Annotated in this window: 21 protein-coding genes and 1 riboswitch; of the genes, 2 read left to right on the top strand and 19 right to left on the bottom strand. The window is 26.3% G+C overall.

All coding sequences use genetic code 11. From position 1 onward, the window contains the following. Nucleotides 1-97 precede the first annotated feature (97 nt). The 12 genes from ACYUCG_RS02840 to ACYUCG_RS02785 all read right to left on the bottom strand — a co-directional run bounded on the left by ACYUCG_RS02840 (nucleotide 98) and on the right by ACYUCG_RS02785 (nucleotide 11,183). On the bottom strand, nucleotides 98-850 hold the full coding sequence (locus ACYUCG_RS02840; RefSeq protein WP_460268056.1) for a response regulator transcription factor: 753 nt from the start codon (nucleotides 848-850) through the stop codon (nucleotides 98-100). 19 nt (nucleotides 851-869) lie between these two features. Continuing rightward, on the bottom strand, nucleotides 870-2,102 hold the full coding sequence (locus ACYUCG_RS02835) for a sensor histidine kinase (RefSeq protein WP_415319128.1): 1,233 nt from the start codon (nucleotides 2,100-2,102) through the stop codon (nucleotides 870-872). Between the two features lie 161 nt (nucleotides 2,103-2,263). Further along, nucleotides 2,264-2,968 carry an MIP/aquaporin family protein gene (locus ACYUCG_RS02830; RefSeq protein WP_003451988.1) on the bottom strand — a complete coding sequence of 235 codons (705 nt, stop codon included), beginning with the start codon at nucleotides 2,966-2,968 and terminating at the stop codon, nucleotides 2,264-2,266. Between the two features lie 229 nt (nucleotides 2,969-3,197). Further along, nucleotides 3,198-3,380 carry a hypothetical protein gene (locus ACYUCG_RS02825; protein ID WP_460268055.1) on the bottom strand — a complete coding sequence of 61 codons (183 nt, stop codon included), beginning with the start codon at nucleotides 3,378-3,380 and terminating at the stop codon, nucleotides 3,198-3,200. 175 nt (nucleotides 3,381-3,555) lie between these two features. Next, nucleotides 3,556-4,377: an MBL fold metallo-hydrolase gene (locus ACYUCG_RS02820; RefSeq protein ID WP_460268054.1), complete on the bottom strand. Its 822-nt coding sequence runs from the start codon at nucleotides 4,375-4,377 to the stop codon at nucleotides 3,556-3,558. A gap of 78 nt (nucleotides 4,378-4,455) precedes the next feature. Continuing rightward, nucleotides 4,456-5,091: a hypothetical protein gene (locus tag ACYUCG_RS02815; protein ID WP_060795327.1), complete on the bottom strand. Its 636-nt coding sequence runs from the start codon at nucleotides 5,089-5,091 to the stop codon at nucleotides 4,456-4,458. 280 nt (nucleotides 5,092-5,371) lie between these two features. After that, on the bottom strand, nucleotides 5,372-5,917 hold the full coding sequence (locus ACYUCG_RS02810; RefSeq protein ID WP_460268053.1) for a nitroreductase family protein: 546 nt from the start codon (nucleotides 5,915-5,917) through the stop codon (nucleotides 5,372-5,374). Between the two features lie 70 nt (nucleotides 5,918-5,987). Then, complete coding sequence (locus ACYUCG_RS02805; protein WP_460268051.1) at nucleotides 5,988-7,787, bottom strand: HD domain-containing phosphohydrolase; 1,800 nt, start codon at nucleotides 7,785-7,787, stop codon at nucleotides 5,988-5,990. A gap of 198 nt (nucleotides 7,788-7,985) precedes the next feature. Further along, complete coding sequence (locus ACYUCG_RS02800; protein ID WP_460268050.1) at nucleotides 7,986-9,710, bottom strand: hypothetical protein; 1,725 nt, start codon at nucleotides 9,708-9,710, stop codon at nucleotides 7,986-7,988. Nucleotides 9,711-9,794: 84 nt separating this feature from the next. Then, entirely contained in the window at nucleotides 9,795-10,073 is a 279-nt protein-coding gene (locus ACYUCG_RS02795; RefSeq protein ID WP_060795321.1) for a hypothetical protein, read from the bottom strand. A gap of 15 nt (nucleotides 10,074-10,088) precedes the next feature. Beyond that, the gene (locus ACYUCG_RS02790; protein WP_306424333.1) at nucleotides 10,089-10,424 is read right to left on the bottom strand and encodes a hypothetical protein; all 336 of its coding nucleotides are present in this window, start codon (nucleotides 10,422-10,424) and stop codon (nucleotides 10,089-10,091) included. A gap of 42 nt (nucleotides 10,425-10,466) precedes the next feature. After that, nucleotides 10,467-11,183, bottom strand: a complete 717-nt coding sequence (locus tag ACYUCG_RS02785; RefSeq protein ID WP_283679832.1) for a nitrite reductase — start codon at nucleotides 11,181-11,183, stop codon at nucleotides 10,467-10,469. A gap of 257 nt (nucleotides 11,184-11,440) precedes the next feature. Between ACYUCG_RS02785 and ACYUCG_RS02780 the strand changes: the two genes are divergently transcribed. Then, nucleotides 11,441-12,085, top strand: a complete 645-nt coding sequence (locus ACYUCG_RS02780) for a DedA family protein (protein ID WP_060795314.1) — start codon at nucleotides 11,441-11,443, stop codon at nucleotides 12,083-12,085. 169 nt (nucleotides 12,086-12,254) lie between these two features. On the opposite strand, the gene ACYUCG_RS02775 is transcribed toward ACYUCG_RS02780, so the two are convergent. Together ACYUCG_RS02775 and ACYUCG_RS02770 are read right to left on the bottom strand one after the other, a co-directional pair. Beyond that, nucleotides 12,255-13,268, bottom strand: a complete 1,014-nt coding sequence (locus ACYUCG_RS02775; protein ID WP_460268047.1) for an alpha/beta hydrolase — start codon at nucleotides 13,266-13,268, stop codon at nucleotides 12,255-12,257. Nucleotides 13,269-13,443: 175 nt separating this feature from the next. Beyond that, nucleotides 13,444-13,950 (bottom strand): GNAT family N-acetyltransferase, encoded by a 507-nt coding sequence (locus ACYUCG_RS02770; protein ID WP_060795310.1) that lies wholly within the window; start codon nucleotides 13,948-13,950, stop codon nucleotides 13,444-13,446. 277 nt (nucleotides 13,951-14,227) lie between these two features. On the opposite strand from ACYUCG_RS02770, the gene fliB reads away from it, so the two are divergent. Continuing rightward, nucleotides 14,228-15,382, top strand: a complete 1,155-nt coding sequence (gene fliB, locus ACYUCG_RS02765; RefSeq protein ID WP_460268182.1) for a flagellin lysine-N-methylase — start codon at nucleotides 14,228-14,230, stop codon at nucleotides 15,380-15,382. A 144-nt stretch (nucleotides 15,383-15,526) separates the two neighbouring features. On the opposite strand, the gene ACYUCG_RS02760 is transcribed toward fliB, so the two are convergent. The 5 genes from ACYUCG_RS02760 to ACYUCG_RS02740 all read right to left on the bottom strand — a co-directional run bounded on the left by ACYUCG_RS02760 (nucleotide 15,527) and on the right by ACYUCG_RS02740 (nucleotide 23,197). Beyond that, on the bottom strand, nucleotides 15,527-16,210 hold the full coding sequence (locus ACYUCG_RS02760) for an MgtC/SapB family protein (protein WP_415319136.1): 684 nt from the start codon (nucleotides 16,208-16,210) through the stop codon (nucleotides 15,527-15,529). A gap of 286 nt (nucleotides 16,211-16,496) precedes the next feature. After that, entirely contained in the window at nucleotides 16,497-18,080 is a 1,584-nt protein-coding gene (locus ACYUCG_RS02755) for a family 20 glycosylhydrolase (protein WP_460268046.1), read from the bottom strand. 307 nt (nucleotides 18,081-18,387) lie between these two features. After that, a complete protein-coding gene (locus tag ACYUCG_RS02750) occupies nucleotides 18,388-19,149 on the bottom strand; it encodes an SDR family NAD(P)-dependent oxidoreductase (RefSeq protein WP_283704286.1) in 762 nt (253 codons plus the stop codon). A 109-nt stretch (nucleotides 19,150-19,258) separates the two neighbouring features. After that, a complete protein-coding gene (gene mgtA / locus ACYUCG_RS02745) occupies nucleotides 19,259-21,928 on the bottom strand; it encodes a magnesium-translocating P-type ATPase (protein WP_460268043.1) in 2,670 nt (889 codons plus the stop codon). A gap of 327 nt (nucleotides 21,929-22,255) precedes the next feature. Further along, nucleotides 22,256-22,414: riboswitch (M-box (ykoK) riboswitch) on the bottom strand. Between the two features lie 105 nt (nucleotides 22,415-22,519). Next, on the bottom strand, nucleotides 22,520-23,197 hold the full coding sequence (locus tag ACYUCG_RS02740) for a hypothetical protein (RefSeq protein ID WP_415319140.1): 678 nt from the start codon (nucleotides 23,195-23,197) through the stop codon (nucleotides 22,520-22,522). Between the last annotated feature and the right edge of the window lie 8 nt (nucleotides 23,198-23,205).

Below are 23,205 nucleotides of genomic sequence, written 5' to 3'. Positions count from 1 at the left end.
AAACTTGCTTTATTTATAACAATATATTATCCTATTTCTATTTTTTATTTTGTAACATTTCTCACAAAAATCTTATGTTTGTTAATTTAATAATTAATTATCCTTCTCTAAAAGCTTTAGGAGTTAATCCTGTTATCTTTTTGAATACCCTTATAAAATACCCACAATCATCAAAACCTAAGTCTAATGATATATTGATTATAGGTTCTTTACTTTCTTTTAAAAGTTTTTTTGCTCTTTCTACCTTTTTTTCATTTATATAAGTAATCACTGTTTTTCCAGTTTCCTTTTTAAAAATCCTACTAAAATATCCTGGACTTAAATTACAAATTGAAGCCAATTCTTCTAACTTCAACATTTTATCCATATTATCATCAATATACTTAGAAACTTTATCTACAATCTTCTCTTCATTGTTTAAGCTACTATCTGAATATTTTTCATCAATATGTTTTTTATCGCCTAGTTCTATCCTCTTATTTTCAACCTTATCTATAATATTATCAACAATTTCCATTATTTTGTCTGGTTTTATTGGTTTTAGTATATAATCTGATCCACCTAATACTAAAACTTTATGTATAAACTCAAAATCATCATATGCTGTAAGCATTATTATTTCCTTATTAGGATTTTCCTTTTTTATAAGTTCTAATGCTTTAATTCCATTAATTCCTGGCATCTTTATATCCATTATTATTATATCGGGGTTAAGTTCCCTATTTAATTCTAAAGCTTCTTTTCCATTTTTAGCCTCAATAATTTCCTTAACTCTTAAATTCTTCTTTAATATAGCAATCAAAACGCTTCTTTCTAACTGCTCATCATCAGCAACCATTATGCTAACCACAAAAATGCACTCCCTTTATCTAAAGTTTTCTAGGTATTATAATTTCTACTTTAGTACCTTTTTTAACTTTGCTCTCTATATTTATACTATAGTCTTCACCGTAATAATGAAGCATTCTCTTATTTACATTATTTATTCCAACCTTATCTAAATCAACTTTGTCTCTACTTTTTATTTCATTTCTAATTTCACAGAGTTTTTCAACCGATATTCCAACACCATCATCAGAAATAGTAATAATCATATTATCATCCTTATTATTAACTGATAGATTTATGGTTCCTCCCTGTTCCTTTTCTTCAATTCCATGTAAAACTGCATTTTCAACAAAAACTTGTAGTGCCATAAATGGAATTTTAACGTTTGAATCCTCTTCCTTAAAATCTATATTATATTTTATTCGCTCTCCAAAACGCACCTTTTGAATTTCTAAATATGCTTTAACATGATTTATCTCTTCATCAAGCCTTACAATTTTATTAGCTTTCTTTAAAGTGTACCTTAAAATATATGACAAATTATAAATTACTTCTTGAGTTTTAGGGGCATCCTCTATAATAGCTAAAGATGCTATACTATTTAATACATTAAATAAAAAATGAGGATTTATTTGAGATTGAAGCGCTTTTAACTGACAAGCTTTATATTCCTCTTCAAGTTCTAGCTTGCTTCTCTCTGCCCTTGCAATTTCTATATTTTTTGTATAAATCTCATTTTGAGTTCTTTTAAGCAAAGCTTCTTCAACAATGTAATTGCTTACATGTGACATCATCTCTGAAACAGCTTTTATTTTATCAAAACTTAATACTGGAATCTTTTCATATGCTTCAAGAATTTGATCCTTCACTTCTGAATTATATTCCAACTTTTGAGTAAGAACTTCTTCTAAATTGTAGTCATCTTCATTCATTATTAAAACTTGTCCTACCATAACTGCACCTAAATATTGTCCATCAATTATTATTGGAACAGCCACATCAACAAGTCCTCTATGGCATTTATATATGTAAAAACTTCCCTCTCTAGCAGCTTCTAATCCACCTCTTGAATCACATTTTTCGCATAATCTTGAGAATTCTTTTTGCTCTCTTATTAATCTACAAAATTCACTGCATCTACTATGCTTGGTAACTGGTATTCCTTTATAATCTACTGTAATAATAGCAAACTCAGTTGCTTTAGCTATGTCATCTTGTATTTTCTGAAAGGAATTAACGTCTAAAATTTCTCTAATATCTAATAAATTTGCCATATTTCCTCCTCTTAAGAGATTTAATAATATATACGATATATCTTACTGTAAAAATAATATTAAAACACACAATTAAATTATTTACTTTTAAAGTTGCAAAAAAAAATTATTATCTATATTGATGTATAGATAATAATTTTAAACTTATTTACCTAAGCTTATTAAAATATATTTACATAAACTAAGGCTCCACATATTGCTCCTATTATAGGTGCAACTATAGGAATCCAAGCATATTCCCACTTTGAACTTCCTTTTCTAGGTATTGGAAGTAAGAAATGTGCTAATCTTGGACCAAAATCTCTAGCTGGATTTATTGCATATCCTGTTGGACCACCTAAACTTAATCCTATAGCCCATATTAAGCATCCCACTATAATTACTTTAACACCATAATCTATATTTTGTGCTCCTATTCCTAATACAGCAAAAGTTAAAACAAAAGTTCCTATAAATTCAGTTAGGAAGTTTATTTTATGATCTTCTATTTCTGGAATAGTACAAAATACTCCTAATTTTGAATTTTGATCTTCTGTTTCTTCAAAATGATTATAGTAAGTTATGTAGACAACAACAGCTCCTAAAAAAGCTCCTAAAAGTTGTGCGATTATATAAGGAATAACTTGAGACCATGTAAATTGGCCAACTATAGCTAATGCTATTGTTAATGCTGGATTAAATAATGCTCCACTTACGCTAGTAAATATAGCTGCTGGTATAGCAACAGCTAATGCCCATCCAGTAGTTATAACTATCCATCCTGAGCTATTTCCCTTTGTTTTCTTTAAAACTACGTTTGCAACAACACCATCACCAAGTATGATAAGTAGCATTGTTCCTATTAATTCTGCTAATAATGATGCCATAAATTATACTCCCTCTATGATTTATGACACAAATACAATTCTTTTTAATAAAACTTTAATACTATTTTAACAACAATTATACTATAATACATATGTTAAAAAATAGTCAAGCTTATATTTGAAAATTTCTTTTATTTTTAATAAATTTGTTAATTTGACTAAAAAACTCCCTCTATTTCAAGAAAATTTATCCATGTAAATATTTTAAATTAGTTAAAATTTCAACATATTAAGTTTGTTTATTATTTTCTTTTAGAGTTTCTGATATTTCGTTTAACTTATTTTCTATTCTCTCTAATCTATTAAATGACTTTATTATATGTTTTACTATCTTAACTACCACATATACAATTAAAATTATTAAAGATAGGTTTAATAAAGTAGCAAATATTCGTAAAAAATCTAATTCCATTTTTCTCCTCCACTTTACTCTTTTATTTATATTAATATTTTAATTAATTTTTATACTTTTTTCAAACTTAGAAATTTTATACCAAACACAAAAGCTTATCTAAAAAATAGTCAAGGGATTGTATCAATCACTTAATTTTACATTTATAAGTTATTTTGATACAACCCCTTATATTTTATATATTTAAAATCTGTCCAGTAGAAATATATTCTATCTTATCTTGTAACTTTTCCTCTAACATTTTAAATGCTTTCATCCCTGTACAGTGACAAGTATAAAATTTAGTATTTCTTTCAATTAAATTATCTCCTAAAGCATTTATAAATAAATCGCTTTCACTTATTCCAGTGCTAGGATTGAAAATATGGAAACCACTTATAACATAGTCTAAATCTTTTCCTATTATAACCTCTGCCTTGTCAACTATATTTCTTATATCATTATGAGCACATCCACCCATTAATACATTCTTATTATCTTCTGTTATTATAAGATTTTGTTCATGAACAAAATCATCTTCTAAGTACATACCATCAACTCTTTTATAAAGCACTTTATTGAATTTAGATATTTTATATCTATTTTCTACTCCTGAAAATAAATATAACTCATCATCTATTTTCATATCTCCTTCTGTCAATATTATTCTTGAATTTGACTTTAATTCTTTGTCTAATCCTATATATTTTTTGAAAATTCCTGCTATGCTATAATACTCATTAAAAGCATCCTTGTGTATATATATTTTAGCTTTATCATTTATTTTTAAAAACTCTTCTAATCCACCACCATGATCGTTATGTCCATGAGATATTACTACAATATCAACATCTTTTAAGTTTATATTTAATTTCTTTGCATTTCCTAAAAACGTACTTTTAGGCCCTAAATCAAAAAGTATATTATGTTTTTCTGTTTCTATATGAAATGATAAGCCATGCTTATTTTCATATTCATCTGATATTTTTGTATTTTCTACTAATGTGGTTATTTTCAATTTACTCACTCCTCTTACTATCTCAAACTACTTTTATACTAAAAATAACTAAAATATAATATAAGATTTGCATCTCATTTATTTTAATAAATTCATATCAGATAACAATTGATTTATTTTATAAATTGTATTTTCTTCATCAATGTTATCTTCATAACAGGTTACATAAATACTCCTTCCTGATTCTAAATGTAAAACCCAATTGTCTAACAAATTTAAATAAATATATTTAATATACAAGTCGCTAAATTCTCTTCCCACAAATCCATTTCCACTATTATATACCTCATTACTAACAGCATAGTTAGAATGATATATTATTTCTTCCGGATTACTTTGTATTAACTTTAAATTACCCTCAAAGTCTATTATTAAGGAATTATTATATCTATCATCGCCTTCCTTTAAAACTCTCCTAACATCTTTTTCAGTAAAAATACTAGGCTTTGTTCTTCTATGTACTACTATTTCAATGTTAAAGTTCTCAACATCATAACAGTCTACCTGAAATTCTGAAACATTAACCTTTTCCTCGTTTATAAGGATAATATTATTATCACTAAGCCATTTTTCAGCTTCTTCATGTGTGTTAAATATCATATCATTTTCAAAGTCAATAGTTAAAAAGTGTTCTTGTGGCTCCCAATTATTATTATTCTTCAGTCTATAAACTGACTCTAAAGGTATTTTATAAGCATTAATTGTAAAAACCATATCCTCACCCCTAATTATTAAATATAAAAGTAAAGCCAAATAATTACAATTTAATTATATCATCCCATTAACCTTTTGTACACATTTACATAACATATAAAATCATCTAATTTCTTAAATTATAAAATAGTTTTTTATTCTCAATTTTAAAAATCTAATAGATAAAATTAAGACTTAAATGCAACTTAAATACTCTTATGCATTAAATAAAAAATAAAGTTAAAAGCAAGCTTCTTTATAAAAAAACAAACTAGCTTTTAATATGCTAGTTTGACTTTGCTTATTTATATTTATTAAAAGAATAGATTTCATCAATATTCTTTCTTATTTTTCTTCTTGTAACTTTTTCATCATAGTATCCTAATGAAATAACTAAATGAATCTCTTTATTCATAGGAATATCAATAAGCTTTTTAATATTTTTTTCTTTAAACCAACCCATCATACAGGTTCCAAGACCTAATTCTGTAGCAGCTAAACATAAATGTTCTGATACTATTCCTATATCCATAGAGGTATAATCTTTCTTTTTTATAAGCTCACCCATTTTAGACGTTAAATTTCTCTTTTCTCCAACCACAACTATAAAGACTGGTGAAGTAAGGGCAAACTTATTAATTCCTATCATAGGATCATACAAATTCTCTGCAATTTTTCCAACTAAACTTTTATCATTAACAATAACAAATTTCCATGGCTGCGCATTACAAGCTGATGGTGCTACCCTTGCCGCTTCTATTATTTTTAATATCTTTTCTTTTTCAACTTCTTTATCTAAATATCCTCTTACACTTTCTCTTTTATTAACTAGATCAAAAAAATCCATTGCTTCCATCCACCTTAATTATAAATTTCATGTTTATATTTAAATAATATTAAAAATTTAGAATCTATATTTATATTCTTTTTAACTCTAAAAATTTATCCACAATTTCGGGATCAAATTGTGTACCTGAATTCTTTCTAAGCTCATTTTTAGCTTCTTCAATACTAAGTCTTTCTCTATAAATCCTTTTATTTATCATAGCGTCATAAGAATCTACTACATTTATAATTCTAGCAAGTAGGGGTATATTATCACCTTTTAGTCCTAATGGGTATCCAGTACCATCATATCTCTCATGATGAGCTAGTATACATCCTGCTATTTTTTTAAACTCTGGATTAAACATAGCAATTCTATATCCTTTTTCAGCATGAGTTTTTATTATTTCATACTCTTCCTTTGTTAATTCACCTGGCTTAGATAATATTTCCTCTGGAATTCCTACTTTTCCTATATCATGAAGTTTAGCTAGCATTTTCAATTTTTTTAATTCATTTTCTGATAAATCCATCTTTTTACCTAGTTCTACAGCATACTTTTTAACCCTATTTATATGATCTTTAATATCTCCGTGTCTTAAGAAGAGTTCTTTATTTAATGCATCTACTATATTCTTTCTTATGTACTTTTCATTTACTAATTTTTCTCTATACACCTTATCTTCAGCTTCTACTAATACTTCATCTATTGATTTACTTATATTTGTTTTACTAGATACTCCAAGAGCTATACTTAAAGGTATTATAGTTTCATCAGCAAGTCTACAATTTTTTCTTATCCTATTACATATAGCTTCTGCCTCTGCTTCTGTTGTTTTAGGTAAAAGAATACAAAATTCATCTCCTCCCCATCTAAATATAAGATCATCTTTTCTACAGGATTTTTTTATTACTTTTGAAATCTCTTTTAAAATTTTGTCTCCCTCTAAGTGTCCAATAGCATCATTTATTACTTTAAGTCCATTTAAATCTCCCATTACAAAGCTTAAAGGAAAAAATTCTTCATTATTTAACTCTTCTAGCTTTTCGTCAAAATAAGCTCTATTATAAAGACCTGTAAGTTTATCTCTATAACTCATTTTTTTTAATCTATTTTCTAGAATAACATTCTCAGTTATATCCCTGACAATTCCTACAATTCCTGTAATCATTCCATTATTATCTATAACTGGCACTTTAATAGATTCTATGTACTTTATTTTCCCATTAATTTTTATTCGTATTTTTCCCTTTACTTTCTTTTTAGTACTAATAACACTTTTATCTTGAGCTATTAAATTATCAATGACACCTTTTTCTTTAAACAAATCATTTTTATTACAAATTTCTTTGGCAATTTTCTTTATATCTTGACCTATTATCTCTTCCCTATCTTTTTTATAATACTCATTAATTAAAGTGTCATTACACTTTAAATATTTTCCATCCTTATTTTTATGATAGATTCCATCTGGTATAGTTTCAACAATAGTATTTAAAAGCTCCTTTTGATTTATAAGCTCTTCTTCATTTTTCTTTCTTTCACTTTGATCCTGAAGAATTCCTAAAAAACATGTTATTTCTCCCTCTTCTTTTATAGGTGCTAAATAACATTCTAAAAAAGTCCCTTTGGGATATCCAAGATTCTCTGCATATCCTGAAAAAAGCTTTGGTTTTCCCTCTTTAGTTACTAATTTATAATTCTCTATATATTCATCCGCCATTTCTTTATTAAAAAGTTCCCTCAAGCTTTTACCAATTATTTCTTTTTTACTTAAATTTAAAGTATCTGCGTAGTATTTATTTACAAAAATAAACCTACTGTCTATGCCTATCAACCATACTGAATAAGGTATGTTATCTAATAATACCTCTAATAAATTTGAATTCATAAATTTCATCCTTCTTTACTTATATACTATTAGAATTTAATTTTATCATAAAAACAAGTATATGATAAAATTTAAATTCTTATCTTTTTAAAATATATAAATTTATAAAAAACAATATTTATATATAAATCAAAATATAAAAATAACTATATCTAAATAAATTCTAACACTTAGATATAGTTATCGTATATACTTAAACTATTTAATTAATTTTTTTAGTTTCTTTCTTAATTCCTTTAATCTCTCTACTGATGGATATGGAAATTCCTCTTCTAATGCATCATCAATTACAGCTATAGCCTTTCTATACTCCCGCCTTTTTTCATAAGCTAAGGCTAAATAATAAGAATATATCCTCTTATTACCATAATTCTCTATAAGATTTTTATAGTAGTCTACTACTTTTTCATAATAATCTTTATCAAACTTATTAGTTTTCTTTAATCCATTTTCTTTAATAGAGTAAATCTCTATTTTGTAAGCTTCCTCTATTTCATTTATCCAAATAATAAGTTCAGCTTCCTTATCATTATTTAAATTTTCTAGGAATACCTTACTATAATAATACTCATTTTCATTAAAAGCCTTAACTAACTTTCCATCTTTTAATTTTAAAATATGAAGCTTATTTAGCTTAGTATCTACTTCAAAACCTATGAATACCAATACTTCCTTTCCTAAATTCAAAATAAATAAATCCTTTATAGAGAAACCCTCACCTCTAAAATTATGTTTTAGCATATAGGATTCATAATCTTTATTTAATAAAGCTAAATATGGAGTTTTATCTAATAAATATGGTATTAATATACTTTCTTTTCCTTCTGATACTATTCTAAGAAGATTATTATCCTCTAAATTCTCTAAGGTTAAAAATTCAGTTTCAATTGGAAACTTATTTGCTATATTAAATGGAATATGATTCTCTTTTTTACTTCTGCTAAGTTCAGTATTTTCTTTCCTACTTTCAATACTACTAGAATTTTTTATTAAATCTATCTCCTTATTTAATAAAAGATCTTCTTCTGCATAAGTTTTATAAAAATCTATAAATGAAGAATTCATAGTTTTTATACATCTTACTCCACTTAACTCTATAGATGATTTTTCTTTTAATTCATTTCCTCTAAAATATTCATCATTCCACTGTGGGTAGTTTCTCTCCTCTTTATAACCTCCTCCTCTTTCTCCTAAAATTTCTTTCTCAATGTTTTTATTATATTTTTCTCCAAAATTAAAAGCTCCAATATTAAGAATAGTTATATTATCATTCTCTAAACTAAGAAAACTTTCAATATAGCCAATTGTATCTGCATTAGAAACACCAACTACTCTCTGTCTTATAAATAGATAAATTTCCTGACTATAAACAGTTTTTATTGGAAATGCTTCGTTAATAGATGAAGCTACAGGTATGGCCCCCTTCCTTACCTCTCCATTTTCTTCATAAATCATGTCTAAGTAAGTTTTAGGTTTATTATTCATATTAAAGATAAATTTCTCTTCTAATTGTGGTAAAACAACCTCTACTAAATTACCTGGTAAATATTGAGCTTTAAAAGTATATTTATTTCCAAATATTTCTGGACTAAAAATCTCCTCTAGACTACCATTTTTATACTTATAAACACTGGCTATTTCATATCCTCCTGATCCTCCATAAGCTCCCCTTAACATGATTTCATCTAATCCATCCTTATTAAAGTCTCCTAAAAAAAGTTCTAAATTATATCCTGTATAGTTAACTTTAGTAACCAAACTTTTTTTATCATTATATGAATTTATAACTATTTCAATGTTTTCAACAAAGTTACTCCCACTTTGATAATATGATCCAAGTAAGATAACTTTATCTCTCCCATCTTTTGATATAACATTTCCTAATTTAGAATCTAAAATTATTTTATCATTTGAATTAATCATGTAAATTCTTCCTTAATATTATTAATTACAATATATTCTATTTTAAAATAGCCAAAAAGTTTATATAATATTTAAATCATATTTTTATTTCTTTGTTTTTATTATTTTATACCAAAGCTTATTGCTTTTAGGAAACTCTTTTTTTTGTAAATATTTCAAAGTTCTCTTTAAGTTCTTTTCATCAAGATTTAAAAAGACTTTCCTGTCAAACCCATTTTCAATTACATTGAATAATCTATTATCTATTTTTTCTATTTCAACTTGTCTATCTTTTTTAAATGTTTTAAAATTAACTTTATCATTTATTTCTATTCTTTTTAGTGTATATAAAGCAACATCTACAAAATCCGCTATACTTACCAATTTATATATCTCCTTTTATATTTTCTTTACATCCTTTAATTTTGAAACCAATTTTGTAAATTCATTTTTTATAATTATATTGGAAATAAAAAATATAATTATCTCTTCTTTATGAAAAATATATGCAACCCTACAGTCCAATCCAGCTTCTAAGGGAATCTTATATTCATATATGGTTTTGCTCTTATATTTATATCCTCTTACCTTCTTAATCTTATGAGGATTATTATTTATTAAATCTAATGTACCTTTGTATATTCTATTTCTTATATAATCTTCATATTTTCTATTGTGTTCAAAAAACTTTTCTAAATAAATATTCTCTTCAATGACTATTTTCTTTTCAATCAAGCATATCATCTCTTTTCAAAGTATTTGTAATTCTTATAATATTTAAGCATTAAATCTTTGAATTATATTTTTTTCAAATTCTTCTACTCCAATTCTTTCAATAATTTCTGCTAATCTTTCTTTTTCACCCGCAAGCTCATTATAATAATCTATAGTGCATTCTAGAAGTTTTAATAATTCTTCTTCCTTGAATCTTCTCTTCATAGGCTCTGCCTTTCTAGCTTTTCTACCAGATCTTCCACCTATAAAAACTAAAAATTCTACTTCCTTACTTTCTGAATTCATAATTGGTATAATACCAAAATCATTGCTTTGAGCTTTACCATAACTATTTATACATCCGAAAACTCCTATTTTAAATTTTGCCGGAACCTTTCTTCCTAAAAACTTATCCTCAAATAATTCTCCAATTTTTCTTGTATCAATAAGTCCATGCTTACAAACAGTTCCCTTACATGTAACTATAGCCCTAACAGTTTTTCCTGCTCCTCCAATTCTAAGGCCTTTTTTTCTTGATATTTCTACTACTTTATCTATATTTTCTTCCTTTATATACGGTATTTCCACAGTTAATCTACTAGTTAAACTTAATTCTCCATTTCCATATTCTTTAGCAATCTCAGATAAAGCAATCATCTCTTCTGCTTTAAAATATCCAACTTTACTTAAAAACCTTATAGCATAAAATTCTTCTTGCTTTTGGTTTAATATACCTCTCGCTTTTAATATTTGCTTTTCTTCTACTGTTAATTTATACATTTATATTCTCCTTTTAAATCATGTACAATCATGAACAACTATTCCATATATTTATTATAATCTCTAAATATTAATAACTAATATATTTTTTATTTAGAATATTAATAAGTAATAACTTATATAGTTACTCCAATATTAGTATAATTAATCTAATTGCCGGATCCAGTTAACATTTTATTCAAAAAAATTAATGAATAATATTTAAATTAGTAATATAATAAAATATAGATTTATTCATTTTAGTTAGGAGATTTTTTATGAACTTAATAAGCAATTTTTTTGATTTAATATTGCATTTAGATAAATATCTAGGTGTTTTTATCAATAATTATGGAACCTTGACTTACTTGGTTTTATTTTTAATAATTCTTGCAGAAACAGGATTAGTAGTAACTCCTTTTTTACCTGGAGATTCAGTAATATTTGCATCAGCTACTTTCTGTGCTTTAGGTATGATTAATATTTACATATTAGTACCATTGTTATTAATTGCAGCCATACTTGGAGATACTTTAAACTATAGTATTGGTAAATTTTTAGGTAGCAAATTACTTGCTAATTCTAAGCTTATAAAAAAAGAGTATATTGAAAAAACTAATACTTATTATGATAAATATGGTGGAAAAACATTAATAATAGCTAGATTTATTCCTATAATTCGTACCTTTGCTCCCTTTGTTGCAGGTATAGGAACAATGAAATATAAAAACTTTTTAACTTACAATGCAGTTGGTGGATTTATTTGGGTTATACTTGTATCAAGTTTAGGATATTTCTTTGGTAATATAAAAATTGTTGCTGAAAATTTTTCAATAGTTATTATAGGTATAATAGTTGTTTCTATTTTACCGGCTATAATAGGAATACTTAAAGCTAGATTTTCCCCTAAAGCTGCTATGTAATAAAAAAATTAAAATCATATATTTAAGACATAAAAATACAAACAGTAATAAAATATTACTGTTTGTATTTTTTTAGATATTATTTAATCTGAACTATGAAATTCTTCAAAACTTTCTATGTGTATTCTTTATTTTATATCTAATTATAATTTATTTTTATTACTTAAAACTAACTAACATATTTACTTAAAAAAACATCTATTGTTTCCCAATAAAGTTTAGGATTAACCTTGCTTGATTTAGCATGTCCAGCTCCTGTTACTATTAATTTTTCCTTTTCAGCAGAAGAGGCATTATAAAGTTCTTCTACCATAAAGGATGGAACAAAGGTATCTTCATCTCCTTGAATAAATAATGTTGGTGTTTTTGATTTTGAAGTTTGATTAATAGGTGATGATTCATTTATCCAATATCCAGCCCTAATTTTTGTTATTAAATTTGCTATATGCATCATTGGAAAAGCAGGTAATCCAAAAAGTTTATTTAACTGATAAGAAAATTCATCCCATGCACTAGTATATCCACAGTCTGCTACAACGGCCTTAACATTCTCTGGAAGTTCTTCTCCTGATGTATTAAGAACTGTAGCTGCCCCCATTGATATACCATATAAAACAATTTCTGCCTCTTTATCTTCTTTTATTATGTAATTAATTAAATCTATTATGTCTAAACGCTCGTCCCATCCCATTCCTATATAATCACCTTCACTAGTACCATGACCTCTTAAATCAGGAATTATAACATTATATCCCATATCAAAAAAGTTTTTTGCATAGTATGATGTTAATTTTCCTTGAGATGTATAACCATGTACTGTAATAATCCACTTATTAGAGTTTGGTTTTTTTATAAGATAATTGTGTAATTTTAGCCCATCTCTTGAAGTCATATATAAATCTTCATAACCACTTTCCTTTAAAAGCCATTCTTCACTTGAAATGCTTACTGGACCACTTGTACTATTTATTGTAACCACATCTTTACTACTTTCAGTTGATTCAAAGACTATGTCCTTTGGTGTCTCTGGATTTATAGCTAAATTATATAAATAGTTTCCTCCAAATCCTAAAGCTAAAATAATACATACTATTATTCCTATTAATATTCCGCAAGTCCACTTTTTCCACTTACTCCATCTTTTACCCGTTTCATCTTTTTGTTTTAAATATACCTTATTCATATGCTCTCCTTTATAAAAGAATTTTGTAAGTCATTATACCACGAGTTATTTTGATCATCAAATATTTATTATAACAAATAATTTATAAGTAGAATTATTTAAAATTAAAAGTAATTATTTTAATAAAAATAGCCAATATTTAAATATTGACTATTTTTTAAACATTTTATTTATCTTAAATAAATTCTTTAATTAAATACAATACTAAATCATCATCATTTTTACACTGAGCATTCTGCTCTAAAAGCATATTATTATACCAAACTCCACTCCCATCAGGAATATATCCTCTTTTTATATATAGTCTCTGTGCAGAACCATAACCTGGATGAAGACCAACCCCTAAACAAATACTCTTAGAATAATTCTTAACAGTATTTTCAATTTTATCAAGTAAAGCTGTGCCTATCCCCTTATTCTGATATTTTTCAAGAACATTAAAATCACGAACAGTAGGAATTCTCATATTTGCAAAAGGTCCATTTTCATCATTTGGAATTAGTGTTGCATAGCCAAGAACTTGCTTCTCATTACATGCCACAAAAACTTTTCTAATTCCATCTTCTTGTTCTTCATAATACCTTTCAAATAATGTAATTGGTTTTTCCCATCCTTGTAACTTAAACTCTTTATTAAAATTAATAATATCTGACTTAATCATATCTCTAATATGAATATTCAAAATTATTCCTCCCATCATATAAATTAAGTAAATTTATTTATAAAAATTCTCAATTAACTAAATAATATCATTATTTTAATGATCAAATTAATGAAAAATCTATATTTTTCATTAATTTTACATATTAAATTCAATATGTTATTTCAATAAATTAATAATATGTACTTATTAATTTATTTTTGCTAAATCTTACTTTATAAAAAATTACTAACTATTTATAAAACTAAGTGATAAAATATTAAGGCAGTATAATTTTTAAATGAAAGATGGTGTTGTTTTGAAAGCAAACTTTTTTATCCCCCAATATATGAAGACATTTAAATGTATAGGCCCTAATTGCATTGATACCTGTTGCGCTGGTTGGGATATTAATATAGATGAAAATACATTTAATAAGTATGAAAATGATAAAGGTAAGCTAAAAGAATTAATAACTGGAAAATACCTAAAAAACTCTGAATCAGATGATTCATTTAATTATGGATTTATGAAAATAACAGAAGATAGTAAATGTCCATTTTTAAATAAAAACTTACTTTGTGAAATTCATGGCAAATGTGGAGAAGAAAACTTATCTATAACCTGTAGAAGATATCCAAGAGTTTTTAATATTATAGATAATATATACGAAAAAAGCGGACTTCCTTCCTGTGAAGAAATTTGTTCTAAAGCTTTTTTAAACAAAGAAAAAATGGAGTTTATAGAAATAGAAGAAGAGTTTGATGAAGATTCCATAGAAATACGTAGAGTAATAGATAGTGAAGCTTTTATAGATTCAGATAATTTAATTCAATACTTTTGGGATATAAGAGTTATATCAATAAATATTATGCAAAACAGAAATTTCTCTATTGAAGAGAGACTAAGTATATTAAAAGCCTTTTATAAAAACTTAGAATCTCTAAAAAACGAAGAAAACTTTTATGCAATTGAAGATTTACTTGAACAAATTACTGAAAATCCATCAAATATAACTGAATTTATTGATTATAGCACAGTTGTTCCAGTTAGTATTACTACTAACTTTTTTAATATTATTTTAGATGAAAATCTTTTAAGCAAAGTCATTGGTACTAGGCTAAAAATCTTTTTATCAGATTTAAATAAAGATCAAAATTTATTAAATAATATATATGAATACCACTTAAAATCCTTAGATACTTACTTTAATCAGTACTCATACATATTTGAAAATTACTTAGTAAATCAAATTTTTAAGGATATAATTCCATTTAATACAGGTGAAGATTTAAACCAAAGTATTAATCAACTTATAAATACTTATAAACTAATAAAAAGCTATTTAATACTTTGGAATATATCATCACAAAATGAAATTTCAGAAAAAAATATAATATATGTAATTCAAGCTTTAAGTAAAGACCTAGAACATAGTAAAGTTTTTAAAGATATTTTAACTCATAATCTTTAAAACATAATTACTTCATATAATAAAAAATAAAGTGTATTTATTAATACTTTCCTTTTAAATACACTTTATTTTACAAATTTTATTCTTAAATAAGGTACTGGCTTATGTAAAATTAAAAAGATTCTTAAGGGTAAAATCCCTTCATCAACTATAATTTATTTCTTTTACTCTACTTATATTTTTATTAGCTATAAGACCACTTATAATTTCATTTATTGTTACAAACTGTGGCGATTCTATTTTATATTGATAAACCTCTTCACTAATTGACTCAATATTACTTATCTTTATTTGATATTCCTCAAAAAAATCATTTATTTCATTTAATGCTTTAAGATCTTTACATCTTATTTCTATACTTAAATTATTAGTGTTTATTATAAATTTATCTTCAAATTTTTTTAGAGAAATTAAAACTATCAATATACTAACACCACTTAAAACGCTTATGACATAGAATCCCATTCCTATAGCAATACCAACCCCTGCCACGGCCCACATAGAGGCAGCTGTTGTTAAACCCTTTACAGTACCTTTAGTTTGAATTATCGCTCCTGCCCCTAAGAATCCTACCCCTGATATAACTTGGCATATAACTCTTCCTACATCAACATGTAATATACTTGACAGAGCTTGATTCTTTGCTATTTCTCCAAGTACAAAATAACCAACCTGTACCTGAATTAAAGCTGCGATAGTAGCACCTAAGCATACTAAAACATGAGTTCTAAATCCAGCTGGTCTATTTTTATACTCCCTATTATATCCAATAAGCCCACCTATAATTATAGATAACAGTATCCTTATTATTACTTGAGTTATGTTCATTTTGTCCCCAACTTTCTTCAATATAGTGATTTAATAATATACCTTAAATAAAATAATGTTTTTTATGTAAAAACTTGTAACATATAGTTTATATTTTATATCTGATAACTAGATAAATCAAATTTTTACCATATTAAATTTGAAAATTATATTAAAAATTATAAACTTAATAATAAAATTTATTAAAAATCAATCTTTATTTAGAGTTTATTTTCACTTTTTACTATAAATAAAATAAAAACTATGAAATTAGTTAAAATTCCATAGTTTTTAAGTTTAGCTTATTTTAAATACTTTCTTTAAAGTAATTTATCCCTTGATTTCTAAGCCTAATTTCTTGTGATTTAAGTCTTTCTCTATATTCATTCCAACTTCTATTTTCTTTTGGTGTCCATCCTATCTCTGAATAACCTATTAATCTTGGATATATCATATAATCCATTTCAGGAACAGTTGAAATTGTCTCTGTCCATAAAGGAGCTTCTATACCTAAAATCAAATCTTTTGGGGCAAAGTCTGTTGGATCCCAATTATATGCATCCTCAACTGAAATATATCCTGCCCAGTTTAATCCATAAGGAGTATCCTTATTATACTTCATATCCAAATATGTTTTTTTAGCAATAGAAATAACCATTTTCATATTCTTCTTCCTAGCCTGTTCATTAGAATCTTTCCAATTTTGAAGAACTGTACTGGAGTCTATATTCGGAGAGGTATCTATTGGATCCCATCCTATAGGTATTTTTCCATACTTTTGAGCTATTTTTGAAACTCTTCCTACAAAGTAGTCATAATCTTCTTTCTTTGTGCTATCAGCCTCATCTCCTCCTATATGTATATACTTAGAAGGTGAAATAGCGCTTACCTCTTTTATTACATCTTCAATAAACTCATAAGTCTTTTCATTATTTGTCATAAGTGTACTAAATCCAACCTTAGTTCCTGTGTAAAGAGGCTTTCTTTCTCCATTAGGATTTAAAAAACCATATGAAGCTAATGCTGCATTTACGTGTCCTGGCATATCAAACTCTGGAATAATTTCAATATATCTATCTTGAGCATAATTTATTAAATCCTTAAATTCTTCTTGAGTATAATATCCTCCTTTTCCACCACCAACTTCTGTTGATCCTCCAATTGCAGTTAATTCAGGCCATTTTTTTATTTCTAACCTCCACCCTTGATCATCACTTAGATGAATATGTAACTTGTTTATTTTATATTGTGAAGCTATATCTATTTGACGTTTCAAATCTTCAATAGTAAAAAAATGCCTTGCCACATCTATCATAAGTCCTCTATATTCATATTCTGGTTTATCTACAATATTAGCTAATGGGATACTCCATTCTATCCCAGGTGTAATTGATTTATTTGTAATTTCAGGAGGCAACATTTGTTTTAAAGTTTGAATTCCTCTAAAAATCCCTTCTGGTTTATTTCCTATTATCTCTATTCTATCTTCTGATGAATTTATTTTGTAACCTTCATTTCCTAAATCATCATTATTTTCTACAGTAGTAAAAAAAATAGATTTTTCATTATTAGGTTCTCCCTCTAAAACTTTCATTTCAAATCCACTTACCTCTTTTATAGAAGCTGCAAAATTTCCTGCTATATTATAAATTTCTTCAGTCTCATCAACATCTTTTCCCTTAACATAAATTGATATTCCATTTTCAAATTTAAATGTTCCTTCCTTTGCTTCATATAGCAATGGCTTAGGAACAATAGTATTCTCTATATTTTCATTTTGTAATCCTACTACCTTAATAGTTTCCTCTGTCTCTGAAAATATTACATATCCGAAAAGTAAAGTAGCTATAGTTAGCATGATATAAATAATATTAAATCTTGATTTTCTCATTATATTTAACCTCACATTTTTATTCTTTTATTTATTTTTATTCCCTTAAATTTTTCATAATATGTAATATCTAAATAATTAATAAAATAACTAAATTTAATATGTCCTAATTAATTTTAAATTCTATCTACAATAATCTCTTGAATTCTAAAGAATAATCAATAATCATCTTTTTATAAAATCAGATTAAATTTCTATTTTAAAGATATAAAAATTAAGGATACTTATTTTAAAATAAGTATCCTTAATATATAATTAACAAACAATTTAACATATATTGTTAAACATATATGTTAAATTATAAATATTAGATTACTACAGCTCCATCCACAGATAATATTTCTCCGCTTATATAACTTGCCATATCAGAAGCTAAGAATAAAAAAGCATTTGCTATGTCTTCAGGTTCTCCCACTCTTCCCAAAGGTACATTATGAGCTATTTGATCTACCAATTTCTTGTCTAAAGCTGCAACCATATCTGTAGCAATAATTCCAGGTGCTACAGCATTTACCCTTATGCCATCACTTCCAAGTTCTCTTGCTAAAGACTTTGTTAATCCATTTACTGCAAACTTAGATGTAGGATAGCCTACTCCTGTTTTTTGTCCATATAAACTTACAACAGAACTAGTATTTAAAATCACTCCATATTTTTTATTTTTCATTATTTCTGAAACAGCCTTTGTACAATTAAAAATAGCCTTCACATTAATATCCATTATCTTTGAAAAATCCTCATCACTTTGGGTATATATTGACTTATTATCACTAACTCCTGCATTATTTATAAGTATATCTATAGTTCCCCATTTTTCTAAAACCTTATCTACCATTTCTTTTACTTCATTACTATCTAATAAGTTAGGATAAAATCCAAGTACATCATAATTAGGATTAATATGATTTAATTCTTTTAAGGCCTTATCTACAGTTTCCTTTCTTGAACCACATAAAACAACCTTTGCACCATGGTCCAGAAACTTTTTTACAGTAGCAAATCCTATTCCTCTAGTACCACCTGTTACTATAACCACCTTATTTTTTATGCTTTTTGATAAAATATCCATTCCCATCACCTCTTATATATACTATATATTTAATAATTCTCTTATTTATATAATAGTACAATGTATATAAATATTATTCTAAATAAGAAGATAAAATTATATACATTTTCTATAGTAACTCGTTATAATGTTTTCTAAATACGCCCTTCATTATTGTTGCGAGAACCATATAGCATACTACTATTCCTAACAACCAAGGGAAATAAGTATATGGCAATGCACTCATTCCTAATGAGGTTCCTAAAATAGTGTAAGGAATAACTGTTCCAATAATTATTGCTAATGTTGTAATTGCTAATACTGGTAATGATGCAATACTTTCTATAAATGGAAGTTTAGGAGTACGAATCATGTGTATAACAAGGGTTTGAGACCATAGGCTCTCAACAAACCAACCTGTATTAAATACTGAAATAAATAATAAATTATCTACGCCATGTGCACCATAATGTCCTCCTGCAACGCTTGGACAAATTATGAAAAACATAATAATATAAGTTACTATATCAAAAACTGAACTTGTAGGCCCTATCCATATCATAAACTTACCTATTGAGGAAGCATCCCATTTTCTAGGCTTTCTTAAATACTCCTCGTCCATATTATCCCATGGAATTGAAATACAAGAAATATCATAGATTAAATTTAATGCTAATATTTGAATAGGTAACATTGGCAAGAATGGTAATAATACACTTGCTATAACTACAGATAACATATTTCCAAAGTTAGAACTTGCAGTCATTTTAATGTATTTAATTATATTTCCAAAGGTTCTTCTTCCTTCAATAACCCCTTGTTCTAATACCATAAGATCCTTTTGTAAAAGTATTATATCTGCAGATTCTTTAGCAATATCTACTGCTGTATCCACTGAAATTCCTACATCTGCTTTACACATTGCTGCTGCATCATTAATTCCATCTCCCATAAAACCAACAGTATGTCCATTTTCACGAAGTATTCTAACTATTTTAGCCTTTTGACTTGGACTAAGCTTTGCAAAAACATTAATTTTTTCAGCTTTTTTCTTTAATTCCTCATCATCCATTTCACTTATTTGTGATCCTAAAAGAATATTTTCTACTTCTATTCCAACTTGTTTGCAAATACATTTTGTAACCCCATCATTATCTCCTGTTAAAACTTTTACTGATACTCCATTTTCATTAAGAGCTTTAATTGCAGATAATGTAGATTCCTTTGGTGGATCTAAAAAAGCAAGATATCCCATTAAAACCATATTAGATTCATCAGCTACTGAAAAAACACCATCTACAGAAGGATTAGTTTTTTGCGAAACTGCAATTACACGCATACCTTGACTATTTAATCTCTCAACTATTTCTAATATCTCTTTTTTTATTTTCTCTGTTAAACTTTCAACTTTTCCTCTATATTCTACCTTTGAAGAAATTTTTAGCATTTCTTCAACTGCCCCTTTAGTAATTAGTTGAGTTTTACCCTTCTTATCTTTTATTACAACGCTCATTCTTCTTCTATTAAAATCAAAAGGTATTTCATCAACCTTAGTATATTTTTCTTTTAAATAACTAAGATTTAATTTGTTAGCTTCATCTATTATTGCTAAATCCATAAGATTTTTTAATCCTGTTTGGAAAAAGCTATTTAAAAAAGCATGTCTAAGAACTCTTTCATTTTCATCTCCTTGAACATCAAGATGATATTGTAAGATAATTTTATCTTCAGTTAATGTTCCTGTTTTATCAGTACAAAGCACATCCATAGCTCCAAAATTTTGCATTGAATTTAAACTCTTTACAACAGTTTTTTTCTTTGCCATTTTAACAGCACCCTTTGCAAGGTTTGTTGTAACTATCATAGGTAACATTTCTGGAGTCAAACCTACCGCAACTGATAATGCAAATAAAAATGATTCCCCCCAATCTCCCTTAGTTAATCCATTTGCAAAAAATACAACTGGCACCATGCACATCATGAATTTAATTAATAGCCAAGAAACTGAATTTACTCCTTTTTCAAAGCTGGTAACAACTTTGTCCTTTGTAATTGTCTTTGCCATAGAACCAAAGTAAGTATAATCTCCAGTTGATATTACAATACAAATAGCAGATCCACTTATTATATTACTTCCCATGAATCCTAGATTTGCACTTTCTAAAGGATTATTTATATTATAATTTAAATCTTTGCTAAACTTTTCAACTGGTTCACTTTCACCTGTTAATGAAGCTTGACTAACAAATAAATCCTTAGAAGATATTATTCTTACATCTGCTGGAATCATATCTCCTGCAGATAAATAAACTATATCTCCTGGTACAATTTGTGAAAGCCCAATTTCTTTTTTACCTCTTCTTTCAACTGTAGCTGTTGTTTTTATCATATCCTTTAATTTTTCAGCTGAATTATTAGATTTGCTTTCTTGAACAAACTTTAATATTCCACTAATAGTAACCATTATGATTATTATTACTACTGTACTATAGGACCTATTCTTTGGAGTTTGTAAAATAATATCTGTAAATGTTGATATTATTGCAAGAATAAAAAGTACAACTGTAAATGGATTAACAAAGGATTCAATAAGTCTTTTAAAAACCGAATCACCCTTTTCATGTGAAATTACATTTTTTCCATACTTATGAATTCTTCTTTCAACTTCTTCTTTACTATATCCACTTAAAGTATTTTTCATTTCCTTTAATAAATTTTCTTTGCTCATCTTGCTTGCTTTTATTAATCTTTCATTGATTAAAACTTCACTTATAACTTTTTGTTCTGTTCTCTTTTTCATCCTTCTTACCTCCTAATTTTCTAAATAATTTTTAGGAAGTAAAGACATTGTACAGGACAAAATTATACTTTTACCTTATTTAATTATATTAAGCTAAGTAAAAAATGGCAGTAAGAATATGAAATAAAATATTCTTAAAGCATTTTTTATAAAAAGTACTTTGCCTGTGACTTTTATGCCTCTACTACTCCCCGTATCCATTACTACCACCTCAACTTTCTTAAAATAAGTTTAAATAAGTTTTTATTTAAATATAAAAAATCCTTACCTAAAATTAGGTAAGGATTAAATTCAAATCAAATAAAACTATAAGCAAAAAATTTGCTTAAGTGTAATATCGTTCAAGTTTTAGCTTCACTGGGCAATGAAATTGCATTAGATTATGCCTTGTTTCTCGACATAGCCTGCTAACCTTCTCATAGTGTCTCCACTATTTTGCGGCAGCAATCCGTATCCCGGTGGTAACCTCACCTACCGATTAATATTCTATTGTTAATTTTATTCTATGCAATAAATTTCAAAGTGTCAACCCTACAAACTATTTTAATAAATATAATTTTCTAGTTTATTTTGAGCTTTTCATTGTTTTATTTAAACTTTATGAAATTTTTTATTCCTTTTAATAAAACTATAAGCAATAATAATATAAACTAATAAAAACATAAATGTACCTAATGCACCTATAAAGTCAAACTGTTCCATGGCATACTTCCCTAATATTATTTGATAATAAATCCATGAAAATGAAAATACTAAACCTGGTGTCCAAAACAACAAATTTAAAACAGGATTTTTCTTCCCAATAATCCATTTTACTTTCCCATCTTCTCCACAAGTAGCCTTCATACAAACAGATAATAAAGCAAATATTAAAATTTGAACTGCTAGTAGCATGTAATTAATTCTATTTAAAAGATATTTTTTATCATTTATAATTAAAAGATTATAATCTTTAGAAGAATATTTAACTTTCACTTCATCCCCAACAAAGTCAACTAAGTCTTTATCAATTTTATTTAACTTTGCAGGAACATCAATCTCTTGTCCGTAAACCTTTATCCTTACAACGGGAGTATATGATTTTGACTTAAACTTTCCCGAATTAATCTTTTCATTAAAAGTTATTAACTTTCCTGTTGTTTCTACGCCTTTAAATTCAAGATAACTAATTTTATACAAATCAGATATGATTGAATAAATAATTAATATAGATACTAAAATTAGTATTAATTTTGTAAACCATACTTTTACTCTATTGTCATTTCCCATTTTTATCC

This window comes from Clostridium sp. CTA-17 (assembly GCF_054767895.1).
Note: the sequence above shows the minus strand (reverse complement) of the source record. Positions and strands in the feature narration are given on the sequence as shown.